The 12,740-nt window shown below is 42.6% G+C and carries 12 protein-coding genes and 1 pseudogene; 3 read left to right on the top strand and 10 right to left on the bottom strand.

The window, feature by feature from the left end; all coding sequences use genetic code 11:
- Window positions 1-65: 65 nt before the first annotated feature.
- The 4 genes from GKR74_RS11690 to fadR form a co-directional block, all read right to left on the bottom strand.
- Window positions 66-818, bottom strand: a complete 753-nt coding sequence (locus GKR74_RS11690; RefSeq protein ID WP_154603694.1) for a MipA/OmpV family protein — start codon at window positions 816-818, stop codon at window positions 66-68.
- Between the two features lie 169 nt (window positions 819-987).
- Window positions 988-2,052 carry an alanine racemase gene (gene alr, locus GKR74_RS11685; protein WP_154603693.1) on the bottom strand — a complete coding sequence of 355 codons (1,065 nt, stop codon included), beginning with the start codon at window positions 2,050-2,052 and terminating at the stop codon, window positions 988-990.
- A gap of 36 nt (window positions 2,053-2,088) precedes the next feature.
- Window positions 2,089-3,390, bottom strand: a complete 1,302-nt coding sequence (locus GKR74_RS11680) for a D-amino acid dehydrogenase (protein ID WP_154603692.1) — start codon at window positions 3,388-3,390, stop codon at window positions 2,089-2,091.
- A gap of 429 nt (window positions 3,391-3,819) precedes the next feature.
- Window positions 3,820-4,536: a fatty acid metabolism transcriptional regulator FadR gene (fadR, locus tag GKR74_RS11675; RefSeq protein ID WP_036956460.1), complete on the bottom strand. Its 717-nt coding sequence runs from the start codon at window positions 4,534-4,536 to the stop codon at window positions 3,820-3,822.
- A gap of 220 nt (window positions 4,537-4,756) precedes the next feature.
- Here fadR and nhaB point away from each other — a divergent pair.
- Window positions 4,757-6,301 (top strand): annotated as a pseudogene (gene nhaB / locus GKR74_RS11670) (sodium/proton antiporter NhaB); the annotation flags it as partial.
- A gap of 16 nt (window positions 6,302-6,317) precedes the next feature.
- Here the strand turns inward: nhaB and GKR74_RS18195 are convergent.
- On the bottom strand, window positions 6,318-6,467 hold the full coding sequence (locus GKR74_RS18195) for a hypothetical protein (protein WP_195848767.1): 150 nt from the start codon (window positions 6,465-6,467) through the stop codon (window positions 6,318-6,320).
- A 166-nt stretch (window positions 6,468-6,633) separates the two neighbouring features.
- On the opposite strand from GKR74_RS18195, the gene dsbB reads away from it, so the two are divergent.
- Complete coding sequence (dsbB, locus tag GKR74_RS11665) at window positions 6,634-7,149, top strand: disulfide bond formation protein DsbB (RefSeq protein ID WP_036954894.1); 516 nt, start codon at window positions 6,634-6,636, stop codon at window positions 7,147-7,149.
- Between the two features lie 65 nt (window positions 7,150-7,214).
- Here dsbB and GKR74_RS11660 read toward each other — a convergent pair whose 3' ends face one another.
- From GKR74_RS11660 to GKR74_RS11650, 3 genes are all read right to left on the bottom strand, one after another.
- A complete protein-coding gene (locus GKR74_RS11660) occupies window positions 7,215-7,520 on the bottom strand; it encodes a DUF333 domain-containing protein (protein ID WP_154603691.1) in 306 nt (101 codons plus the stop codon).
- 56 nt (window positions 7,521-7,576) lie between these two features.
- Window positions 7,577-7,909: a DMT family transporter gene (locus tag GKR74_RS11655; RefSeq protein WP_154603690.1), complete on the bottom strand. Its 333-nt coding sequence runs from the start codon at window positions 7,907-7,909 to the stop codon at window positions 7,577-7,579.
- 106 nt (window positions 7,910-8,015) lie between these two features.
- Window positions 8,016-9,215, bottom strand: a complete 1,200-nt coding sequence (locus GKR74_RS11650) for a sugar transporter (RefSeq protein ID WP_154603689.1) — start codon at window positions 9,213-9,215, stop codon at window positions 8,016-8,018.
- A 238-nt stretch (window positions 9,216-9,453) separates the two neighbouring features.
- On the opposite strand from GKR74_RS11650, the gene GKR74_RS11645 reads away from it, so the two are divergent.
- Window positions 9,454-9,675 carry a DUF2594 family protein gene (locus GKR74_RS11645; protein ID WP_036954881.1) on the top strand — a complete coding sequence of 74 codons (222 nt, stop codon included), beginning with the start codon at window positions 9,454-9,456 and terminating at the stop codon, window positions 9,673-9,675.
- A gap of 271 nt (window positions 9,676-9,946) precedes the next feature.
- Here the strand turns inward: GKR74_RS11645 and GKR74_RS11640 are convergent, their stop codons facing one another.
- On the bottom strand, window positions 9,947-11,401 hold the full coding sequence (locus GKR74_RS11640) for a YfcC family protein (RefSeq protein WP_154603688.1): 1,455 nt from the start codon (window positions 11,399-11,401) through the stop codon (window positions 9,947-9,949).
- A 42-nt stretch (window positions 11,402-11,443) separates the two neighbouring features.
- Window positions 11,444-12,574 (bottom strand): M20 family metallopeptidase, encoded by a 1,131-nt coding sequence (locus GKR74_RS11635; protein WP_154603687.1) that lies wholly within the window; start codon window positions 12,572-12,574, stop codon window positions 11,444-11,446.
- Window positions 12,575-12,740 lie beyond the last annotated feature (166 nt).

The raw sequence follows: 12,740 nt of genomic DNA, 5'->3' as shown, positions 1-12,740 counted from the left end.
GCAAAAATAAAACCCCAAAACAGCCTAGCCATTTTGGGGTTTTTCATTCTATTCCAACGTATAAATTAGAAGGTGTAAGTTACACCGCTCCACATAATCGCTGAATAGGATTTATTGACCATTGGGCTGTCTTTTACTTCACTAGACAGTTTATCAACACGACCCAGTGCAAACAGCGACCAGCTGTCTGTCATGCGATAATTAGCTGATAACTCCACATACGGTGTCCAGCTTGAATTTGGTTCATAACGTTTTAATCCACTATTTGCAGATTCTTTGGATGTCACACCGAATTCATAACGGTTCAGTTTCGCACTATCCCATTTGATACCGACACCTGGGGTTAAAGACCAGCTATCGCCTTTAAATGCGTATAGGTAAGCGGCTTCCGCGCGCATCCCTTCACTTTCCCACAACATGTCGAGAGAGCCATTGAAACGCAATGTACCCCAGTCTGCATTATGACGGTAAGTAAAGCCGCCCATTACGGTATCGCGGCGGCGATCCAGCTTACGCATGTCGGCATTATCATTATCTTTTGGCTTAAAGAAATGTGGGTAGTAATAAGCATCTAAAGACAACTGGTCAACTTTATCATTCCACAGGTAGTAACCTACAGCTAAAGTGCGGAAGTAAAAATTTTCACTTTCATAATTTACAACGGGAACTGGCGTAATATAGTCGCTCGTTTTGATGCCTTTATAAGGTGTTGATTGCGCTAATACAGAGCCACCAACAGACCAAGTTCCAGCAAACGCAGCAGTTGAAGCCGCACTTAACGCAATGGCAAGTGTGGTCATTTTGATTATTTTAGACATTTTAAATTAAACCCAAATTATTCAGATGAAGTTAACAATAAACAATGAATAACGTGGGAAATTTCACCCACGTTAATGAGATGGTTCACATTTAAAGCTAAATTACTTTGATTGTCTATCTTTCTCAATCAAGAATATAAGCCAAGTGAATGAATGATGTACTTTTTTATTAAAAATCAATAGGTACGCGACGTGCTAGTGCACATAATAATTCGTAACCGATTGTGCCTGCCGCCTGTGCCACATCATCAACAGGTAAATTTTCACCCCACAGCTCCACTTTAGAACCAATAGTGGCTTCTGGGCAATCACTAATATCAATCGTGAGCATATCCATAGAAACTGCCCCCAACAGTGCACAACGCTGTCCCTGACACCATACTGGTGTTCCTGTTGGCGCATGACGAGGGTATCCATCGCCATAACCACAGGCAACCGTCGCGATACGCATTGGTTTTTCTGCCGTGAATTTGCTGCCGTAGCCAATGGATTGACCTGCTTCAATATCATGGACCGCAATAATTTCCGATTGCAGCGTCATCGCCGCTTTTAAACCATATTCAGCAATATCGCCCCATTTGCCGCTCGGAGATGCACCATACAGCACAATTCCAGCCCGAACCCAATCATAATGGGTATTTTTATGCCATAAAACCGCCCCCGAATTCGCAATGCAGGTCGGCAGTGATAACTGAGCAAATTGTTGAATTTTTGCTAACGGCGCTTGTGTTCCCTCAACCAAATCTGAATTGGCAAAATGACTCATTAGCGTCACGTTCGCGATATTTTTCATCTGGCTCAGTTGAGAGACAATATCCGCATACTCATCCACCGAGAAACCTAAGCGATTCATTCCACTATTAAGCTTAATGTACACAGAAATAGGTTTGCTCAGTGAGGCTTGCTCAATGGCGGCTAGCTGCCAGCGACTGTGTACGCTGGTTGTTAACTGATACTGGTCAATAACTGTTAAATCATCAGCTTGGAAGAACCCTTCCAATAATAGAATTGGCCCCTTCCACCCTTCATTTCGCAATAAAATGGCTTCATGGAGATCTAAAACGGCAAACCCATCAGAGTCTTTTAATCCACGCCAAATTCGTTTAATACCATGGCCATAACCATCCGCTTTCATCACTGACCAGATCTTCGCTTGACCGATGTTCTGACGGATCACTGCTAAATTATGTTCTAAATTATGTTGATGAATGACAGCACGAATTGGGCGTGGCATTGCGATTCCTTATTATTGATTTTTTACGTCGCTCAATTAACGCGCAGGCGATAAGTGACCCGTACTTATTAATTTCGTATTAAAACCATCGGTATATCTGAATACCGATAAATCATCCGCAGCGATGTCCGGCGTATTCCCTGAAATTAAATCAGCTAACAATTTGCCAGAGCCGCAAGCCATTGTCCAACCTAAGGTTCCATGCCCCGTATTCAAATACAAGTTGCTGAATTCTGTCGGCCCAACTATCGGGGTTCCGTCTGGCGTCATTGGACGTAATCCTGTCCAAAACTGTGCTTGATTAATATCGCCGCCGCCTTGATAGAGATCTTGCACCACCATTTTTAGGGTTTCACAGCGTTTTTTCAGTACATCAAGATTAAAACCAACCACTTCTGCCATTCCCCCAACGCGAATACGTTGGTCAAACCGTGTTACAGCTATTTTGTAGGTTTCATCCAACACAGTCGAAACTGGCGCTCGAGATTCATCGATGATTGGCATCGTCAATGAGTAACCTTTCAGAGGATAAACAGGAATCTTCACCAATTGCTGCAACATCTGAGTGGAATATGACCCCATGGCAACGACATATTGATCCGCCAGCAAAATCTCACCATCGACCTTAATACCGCTGATGCGCTTGCCATCCGTTAAAATTTGCTCCACATGGCAGCCAAAGCGGAATGTAACTCCAACTTGCTCTGCCATTTTCGCCAGTTTTTTGGTGAACTGCTGGCAATCCCCTGTTTCATCATTTGGTAAGCGTAAACCACCTGTCAGCTTATGTTTTACAAAAGCCAATGCAGGCTCAGCTGTAATGAGCTGATCTGAGGTCAGTAATTCGTATGGCACACCTTCTTGCTGCAAAACCGCGATATCATTGGCCGCATTATCAAACTGTTTTGCCGTTCTAAACAACTGTAACGTACCGCCTTGACGACCTTCATAGCCAATGCCGGTATCTGCTCTAAGTTGGCGAATGCAATCACGGCTATATTCTGCGATCCGCACCATGCGGCTTTTATTCATGGTGTAGTGCTGCATGTCGCAGTTTTTCAACATTTGCCACATCCAACGTAATTGGAACAGACTACCATCGGGTTTGATCGCTAAAGGGGCATGTTTTTCAAACATCCATTTTACGGCTTTAAGAGGGATCCCCGGCGCACCCCATGGGGTTGCATATCCCGGAGAAATTTGCCCTGCATTACCTGCGCTGGTTTCTTCAGCCACATCAAGCTGCCTATCAATGACGCAAACTTCATGCCCTTCTTGTGCTAGATACCACGCAGTGGTAACACCAATAACGCCAGCACCTAAAACGAGAACTTTCATAGAACCCCTCAAGAGAACAAAATGGAATTACTGTTAGCATAATATTCTAGTTTTTATTTTCCAATACAGTTAATTAACATTTTTAACAAAAAAGTTAAATCCTCTATCAAATTTAGGTTCTCTTAAATCCAGTGAAATTTTATTCTACCCATCAAAAAGAGAATAAATCAATTTAATATATATAAATCAACTTATTAAAAATAAACTCCCAAAATTAACTCTGATTAAATAATGAGTTAAACAGAGTTTTATATTCATTCATCAAAAGATTATTCCATTTCAATATTTAGAAGCTAAATATCGAATAACTCACCACGCTAGATAATAACATTGATAAATTCAAATTAAGTAGATGATTACACTAATCAATCAATCGGAAACAAAAAAAGCCAGTGCAAGGCACTGGCTTTTTGTTTGAAAATGGCAGTGTTAAATATTATTCGCGAGGTCAGATGGCATATTACTTTGCATATTGTGCCAGATCACGCCGCTATCTTTACCGTAGTTTCTGACGCAATCCATAATACGGTCATAGGCTTGCTCACGGCATAAATTGCTCAGCTGTTGGTAAAAACTTAACGCTAAACGACGGGCTTCAGGATTAGAGAAATAATAACGCCCAACTCGCGTGTATAGCCCTCGTAATCCATTAATAATCAAACCATAGATTGGGTTACCGGACGCAAAGGCCAGTCCACGGAAAATGTTGTAATCCAAATCACTAAATGCATCTGAGTTATCTTCAACTTTATCTTTACCCGATAACACTTCTAATGAGGCTTCTGGATCATTACGAAATGCGGTACGAATAAAAATAGCCGCAATATTAGTACGTACTGCCAATAAATTATCAATTAGCTGAGGTACACGGTCGTGATCGAGTTTCGCCAACGTTTCCAGAATGTTTAATCCTGACGTTTCCCAGTAGTTATTGACCTTGGTTGGCTTACCATGTTGAATGGTTAACCACCCATCACGGGCTAAACGCTGTAAAACTTCACGTAATGTCGTACGGGTTACGCCGATTAATTCAGATAGCTCACGCTCCGCGGGTAAGATAGATCCTGGAGGAAAACGATTGTTCCAAATACTCTCAATAATGTACTCTTCCGCAAAACCTGCCGGACTTTGAGCTTTAATAACCATATTTTTATTATTCCAAACATTTTTAGACGGACTACGCGGAAGCATACCAGATTGTCACAATCTGAGATAGTTAGCTTTCCAATAAACCGCAGGTGAATCGTAAAAACCCCATATAATTAATGGATTATCTATTAGCAAATAAGCTTAAATTCTATAAAAGATAAGAGTAGTATGTAACGCGCTGTCACACAACACCAGTTAAAGAGGATTAAAAATCATAATGGATTTTAGTTTAAGAAGAGCATTTTTGAAGAATTTTTTGGGAAATTCTCCAGATTGGTACAAACTTGCTATCATTTTGTTCTTAATAATAAACCCAATTGTTTTCTACTTTGTTAACCCATTTATCGCCGGTTGGTTACTCGTCATTGAATTCATTTTCACTTTGGCGATGGCACTGAAATGCTACCCATTACAACCTGGCGGGTTATTAGCCATTGAAGCCGTGCTAATTGGTATGACTTCCCCTGCACAGATTTCTCATGAAATCAGTAATAACCTTGAAGTGGTTCTGTTACTGATCTTTATGGTGGCTGGCATCTACTTTATGAAGCAACTTCTGTTATTTGTGTTTACAAAGCTGTTAATAAACGTCCGTTCTAAACGAATTTTAGCGTTGTCATTTTGCTTAGCAAGTGCGTTTTTATCCGCTTTTTTAGATGCTTTAACCGTCATTGCTGTGGTCATTAGCGTTTCTATTGGCTTCTACTCAATTTACCACCAATATGCCTCTAGCCAGCCAAGCAATACGGATCTACAAAACGATTCCTTCATTGATACGGTTGAAAAAAAGCAGACATTGGAACAGTTCCGTGCATTCTTACGTAGCTTAATGATGCATGCAGGTATCGGTACTGCCCTTGGCGGCGTAATGACTATGGTGGGTGAACCACAAAACCTGATCATCGCGAAACATGTTGAGTGGGATTTTATTACCTTCTATCTGCGGATGGCGCCAGTCACTATCCCTGTTTTCTTATGTGGGCTCGTGGTCTGTTTCCTCGTTGAAAAGTTCAAAGTATTTGGCTACGGGGCTGAATTGCCAGACACCGTGCGCCAAGTATTGACCGAACACGACAAAAAAATGAGTGCTAAGCGCAGCAAGAAAGAGCAAGCACAGCTTATCGTCCAAGGCCTTATCGGTATTTGGTTAATTCTCGCGTTGGCATTTCACCTTGCTGAAGTGGGTCTGATTGGTCTGTCCGTAATCATTCTTGCCACGACATTCTGTGGGATCACTGAAGAACACGCGCTCGGAAAAGCCTTTGAAGAAGCCTTGCCGTTTACTGCCCTACTGACGGTCTTTTTCAGTGTTGTCGCCGTGATCATTGACCAACAGCTATTTACGCCATTTATTCAGTATGTGCTGCAATCCTCTGAATCATCGCAGCTATCCCTGTTCTATCTGTTTAACGGGTTGCTCTCTGCGGTATCAGATAACGTGTTTGTCGGCACCGTGTACATTACCGAAGCGCTGAAAGCCGCGAATGCGGGTTTAATTTCAGCTGAGCAGTACCAACACTTAGCGGTCGCAATTAACACCGGAACAAACTTGCCGTCGGTTGCAACGCCAAATGGACAAGCCGCCTTCTTATTCCTGTTAACCTCTGCACTGTCTCCGCTGATTCGTCTGTCTTACGGTCGAATGGTGTGGATGGCATTACCATTTACGGTTGTGATGACCATCGTTGGTCTGCTAGGTGTTGAGCTCTGGCTTATCCCATTAACTGATTGGATGGAAAGCTTAGGGTTAATTTCTATTCCACGTTGATCAATATTGATTAATCACATTCAGGATTTAAAGCCGCATATTTATGCGGCTGAGGTTGATGACAAAGAGGGATAAAAGCGTGGTTTTTCCCTCTTTGTGTTATCAGGCGAAAATCAATAAATTGATTTTCCTCGTCAATATTACAACCCAAAAGAGCCATTTCCAAACCTGATGGGCTTGGAAATGGTCTGAGCCGCATATTTATGCGGCTTTTTTTGTAATAAAACGTAAAAACTAAGCTAATCTTATTCTAATCTGATTTTGCTGCTTTTTTTATCACCCAGATAGAGGCAAAATAAGCCGATTATTAATGAAGGGAATTTATTATGTTCAGATTTTTTAATTACTGTTCTCAAGGACGGTCAGCTTGGCTGCTTATGGCATTCACTGCTTTTATGCTTGAATGTGCTGCTCTGTATTTCCAACATATTATGAAACTGCAACCTTGTGTAATGTGTATCTATGAGCGCGTTGCATTGATGGGAATTATTGCGGCAGGTTTAATCGGAGCGATTGCACCGAAAAGCACCGTCGTTAAAGTGATTGCGATTGTGGTTTGGCTGTATGCGGGTTGGCGTGGATTAGACCTTTCATGGGAACATACCATGCTGCAACTTTACCCGTCTCCGTTTGCATCCTGTGATTTCTTTGTCAATTTCCCAGACTGGTTACCGCTGCAAGAATGGGTACCGTCTGTGTTTGAAGCGACAGGGGATTGTGCGGTTAGACAGTGGGCATTCTTAGGGTTAGACATGCCGCAGTGGTTAGTTGGTATTTTTGCAGCTTACATCTTAGTTGGCATCATCGTTGCGATCAGCCTCTTCTTCCCAAGTAAAAAATAACCTTTCTTTTTTCGCCCATCAACTGTGCTTGATGGGCGATTCAAATCATTAGCTCACCAAAATACTTAGATACAGGCCCCACTACGAATTGCCGAAACGGCACAACGACGCCCATTTGCAAACTGGCAAACTGGGGTCTTTTCACCATTGAGTTCTAAATTCAGTGAAGGTAACCCACCCGCTGAAGTACATGCTTCTTGCGCACCTGGGCCCAAATTCACCACTTGTTGAGCATATTGAGAACCGGACGTTTCTGCTCTTGTCATCTTACTGTTATCAGGGCTACTGCACGCTGAAAGTAAAATGGATAACACGGTAGCTGAGCCCATTGCCACGACTGTTTTTAACAGCGCCTGACTTTTCCTTTTCATTCTCTTTCTCCGATAGTATCAGCGCTGTTTCGAGTCCCACTATATTTTGAATCTCATTAATGGGTGCCGCTTTTAGAAAACAGGTTGATGACCAATACACCAATGATAATTAATAGCATACCAATAATTGCGGGTAAATCGAGTTTTTGGTTATAAATATAGATAGCCGCCACAGAAACCAACACAATTCCCAATCCTGACCAAATGGCATACGCGATACCCAACGGCATTACCTTCACAACTTGGGAAAGCCCCCAAAAAGAGACTGCATAGCCAATAATAACCACTAAAGAGGGCCAAAAACGGCTAAAACCATCCGACGCTTTTAACGTTGTTGTCGCAATCACTTCCGCAATAATGGACATTAATAAGAAGCCCAATCCTTTCATTGTTCACCTTTCTCTGTTTTTAGCCTAAAATTTGGCAAAAATTTAACACACAAAAAAGCACCGCACTAACCTTTAATTAGCACAGTGCCAAATGAATAAATCTAGCTTAATGATTCGCAGCGGTTGGCTGTTTTTCTACAAAAGCTGAGCGATAACGGGTATAGATAAACACGCACCAAGCAAGTGCTAAAAGGCTGATAATCGCCCCCACATACCCAATATTGGTCATTCCCATATGGGTAATCACTTGGTTCCCTAATAATGCCCCAGCCCCAATGCCAATATTAAATAATCCAGAGAAAATCGACATCGCGACATCGGTCGCATCTGGAGCCAAGTCCAACACTTTCACTTGGATCCCGAGGCTAATACACATAATCGCCATACCCCAGAATATGCAGGTACCAATCAACGTCCAAACATCACCACTTAATGGCATAAATAACACTAAACAAAGTGTCAGTAAGGCCATCGATACCGGTAAGAATGAGAGTGTAAAGCGGCTACTGTAGCGGCTAAACAAGACGCTACCAAAAATGCCAGCTCCACCAAAAATTAATAATAAGAGTGTGGCAAAATTTTGACTCTGTAAGGCAATATCGCGTACAAACGGTTCAATATAACTATACGCGGTAAAATGAGCCGTAATGACGACGGTGATTAACACAAAGACACCCATCAATGCGGGGCGTTTAAACAGAACTGGTAGGCTTTTTAACGAACCGGAATGTTCGCTCGGTAAACGAGGTAAGAATCGCAATAACGCAATCAAGGTTAATAACGCCAGTACGCCGATACATAAAAATGTCACTCGCCAGCCCATCCATTGCCCAATCACTCGCCCTAACGGTAATCCTAACACGGTCGCCAGTGCCGTTCCCGTGGCGAGCAAGCCCAAAGCTTGCGCTTTTTTACCCGCAGGCGCGACGCGGATCGCCAATGATGCCGTTATCGACCAGAAAACTGCATGAGATAACGCAATACCGATACGCGCGATAATCAGCACTTCAAAGCTCCACGCAATCCCGCATAGAATATGGCTGAGAATAAAGACAACAAACAAAATTCCCAGTAATTTTCGCCGCTCAAATTTCCCCGTCATCAGCATTAATGGCAGCGACATCACCGCGACAACCCACGCATAAATGGTGATCATCAGCCCTGTATGGGCAACGGTCATATCAAAACTTTCAGCAATATCACTCAATAATGCGACAGGAACAAATTCGGTGGTATTAAAGACAAAAGCCGCAACGGAAAGCGCCAATACACGGATCCACGCAGTGCTTCGAGAAACCTGGGACATGGTTTACGACATCCTGTTGATGATAATTAAGGCCAATAACAGCCTTCAGTACATTTTTGTGAATAATATCACATTCGCCATTCATCTTTAAAGGATTGAAAATTATCATGTTCACACTATTTTTTCACAGAGAAACGGTCACTCCCCTTTAATTTTCATATCAGTTTGAAAAGCGACAGAATCATTTCTTCTATGCTACAATCTGCAAATTACTTTTTATTCTTACAGGAATTCCTAAATGAAAACCCATTTTCCAACTGAGCCAGACGTAAACGCATTAGCAGACGAAGTAACTTGTTTAAAAAATCTTGTTACTCATATGCTTAAAGCTATCGGTCAGGCTGATGCGGGTAAAATTCTAATCAAAATGCAACGCGAAGTCGCTTCAATGGAAGATGAGAAGCAAGCTGAGACTTACAAAAACATTTTAGAACAAATCAAGACTGGTTATCGTCAATAAGAGCTTTAGCGATAAATGCGATTCTAAGCGCTAACTAAAAACGGCGAACTAAAGTGCACAAAAACCTAAGTTTCGTTCACTAGGATCCTTTATCTTTGATCTCGAATTAAACCATTCTTTATTCATTTAGCTCCCCCTTCAGATCCCTATGAAGGGGGCTTTTTTTTGCCTAAAATCCTACCTTTCACTCACTTAAAAAACAAAGAACGCCACTCTTTCGAGTAGCGCTTTGATAAATCCCCTGTCTGTCTAAATAACGTAATAAACAGACTTAAATCGGACCTAAATTCGTCATGACAGCGTAAACAATCGAGATAATCGAAATAATGACCCAAGTTAATACCAGCGGCCAGATAAACTTCAGCCACTTGGTGTATGGGATTTTCGACGTCGCTAACACTGCCATCAGGATACCTGATGTTGGGTTAATACAGTTCACGACACCCTCGCCCATTAATACCGTTTGAACGGTAGTTTGACGGGTGATTTCTAACAGGTCGCCCATTGGGGTGAAAATAGGCACTAAAACTGCCGCTTCACCGGAACCTGAAGAAATAAAGAAGTGCATAATAGCAGCGGTACCGAACATTGAAATCGCAGATAATGTTTTCGGTAATCCATCCATCAGAGAAATAATCGAATTCACGATGGTGTCTAAGATCATTCCATCCGCTAATACAATCGCAATCGCACGCGCCATACCAACGATAAATGCCCCGCCAACCATGCCAGCACAGCCTTTCAGGAAGCCGGTTGCAATATCATTCGGTGACATTCTGTTCAGTACGCCTACCCCCACACCTAAGATGATAAACATGGCCATCATCTCTTTCTCGCCCCAGCTCCACTCAATGGCACCAAAAATAAAGCCAATTAAACAGAATGCGGCATAGGATAATGTAATGACGTGGCGTAAAGAGATTTTTGAGGTCTCAAATTGGCTGTCATCAATCTGTACTTCTGGGCGCACCATCCCTTGGCGACGGCTTTTCTTCGCGTACAGAGTTAAGAAGATAATCCCTGCAATCACAAAGCTAATATAAACCACAGTACGGAAGCCAAATGCCGATAGCAGTGGAACGTCAGCCAAACCTTGAGATAACCCGACAGTCATCGGTGCCATTACCGAAGCGTTAAAGCCGGAGTATGCCGCAACATAGACGATCGCTGCGCCAAACTTGTCATCCATTCCGACAGACTTCGCCACCAATAAACCTATTGGCACGAATGCAATTATCGAGTTCACCACAATTCCAGTGGTACCCAAAATGGAGAACACCACAAAGAAGATAGTGATCAACAAAAAGTCATTGAGCTTTTTACTGCGTGAAATATTGCTCAGAACTTTGTTGATTGCACCCGTCGTTTCAAGCAAATGCAACGCGCCCCCAGTAAAGATAATCAGGAAAATGATCGGAGCCGCTTTAACTAGCCCGTCAGCGATCGACGTGAAAACCTGCCCTGGTAAAACGCCATGCTGTTCAGGTAAACGCTCATAACTCCCCGGAATGGTATAGGAACTCTTGACTTGGGTTTCCACGCCATCTTTGATAGTCGTGATCACTTTCGTTTCAGAGGCATATTGCCCAGCCGGAACGATCCAAGTCGCAACCGCTGCCGCTACTAAGATGAAAAAGAGCAATACATACGGGTTTATCCCATCAGAACGCTTTTTTTGTGGTGGTGGTGTTGTTGATGCTTTTGATGTTGATATGGATGTTGCCATAGATTTATCCTGTTGGATTATTATTTGTTTTGTTAGCCATAATTACTGCGTAATGCGTTTTAACACATTGAAAAATAACTGAGCGCGCTCAGTTAAAGAGGGAATTTCAAGATACTCTTTGTCACTATGTTGATAGCCGCCAATTGGGCCTAAACCGTCTACCGTTGGTGTCCCCACACCCGCGGTAAATGAAGCATCTGAGCCACCACCTGTAGAAACGTCTTCCAGAGTGATTGCCAGTTTGTCGGCTTCTTGTTTGATGATGTCGATAAGCGCGGCACTTTCTGACGTTTTTGCCATTGGTGGACGGTTGATCCCGCCTGTCAGTGAAAGCTGAATGCCTTCTAGAACAGGCTGGCTGCACACTTCACGTACTTTCTTGTCGATTTCAATACCTTGCTGCTCAGAAGAGATCCGCACATCAATTTCTGCACGCGCATTTGGCGCGACGGTATTAACGGATGTTCCACCTGTGATCAGACCCACGTTCACCGAAAGCCCTTTATCGTGCTGAGAAAGCGCATGTAAGCTTTGGATTTTAAAAGCAAGTTCTTGGATAGCGCTGATCCCAGCTTCAGGAGCAATACCTGAGTGAGAGGCTTTACCTTGAATAGTCAGAACATAGGTTCCCACACCGCGACGGGCGCTAACAATGGCACCATTCGCACGTGCTGGCTCCATCACTAACGCATAGCGTTTGCCTTTTGCACATTGCTCGATGACCGGACGTGACGAAATAGAACCAATCTCTTCATCGCAGTTCAGCAACACTTCAATTTTTTTGTAACGCTCATCGCTGGAGGCATAAAGCTGTTTGATCACCTGATACACCATGACATGGCTGCCTTTCATATCGATAACACCAGGACCATAGGCTCTATCACCCTCAATACTAAATGGTCTTTCTGATACGGTACCTTTTGGAAATACGGTATCCAAATGCAGCAAAATCAAAATTTCAGGCGTGGTCGATGGGTGGAAAATACGATAATTATTGCCCAATTTTTCATTTGGGATTATTTCCACCTCAAAACCCATTGATTGGTAACGTTCACACCAAAATGCCGCGTGATTATCCACCCCCTCTTTATCGTATGAACCGGATTCTGTATTAACCACTTGCTTTAATAAGTCCAGCATTTCTGCTTTGTGTGTTAAAAATTCATTGTGCATGTTGAGTTCCTATTATTTATTATTTTATGGCGAGATATTTCAATGAGAAAATTGACTCCCGCACGATAAGACTTTTATTCCAAACAAAATGAAATGTTTATTACCTATAGACAATAATATTGTCGAATATTCCATTTGACGCGTAAAAACACGCCATTACCTATGC

Source organism: Providencia sp. wls1914, from assembly GCF_009706645.1.
In the GTDB taxonomy this organism is placed as follows: Bacteria; Pseudomonadota; Gammaproteobacteria; order Enterobacterales; family Enterobacteriaceae; genus Providencia; species Providencia zhijiangensis.
The sequence above is the reverse complement of the archived record's forward strand: the minus strand, read 5'-3'. Positions and strand labels throughout refer to the sequence as shown.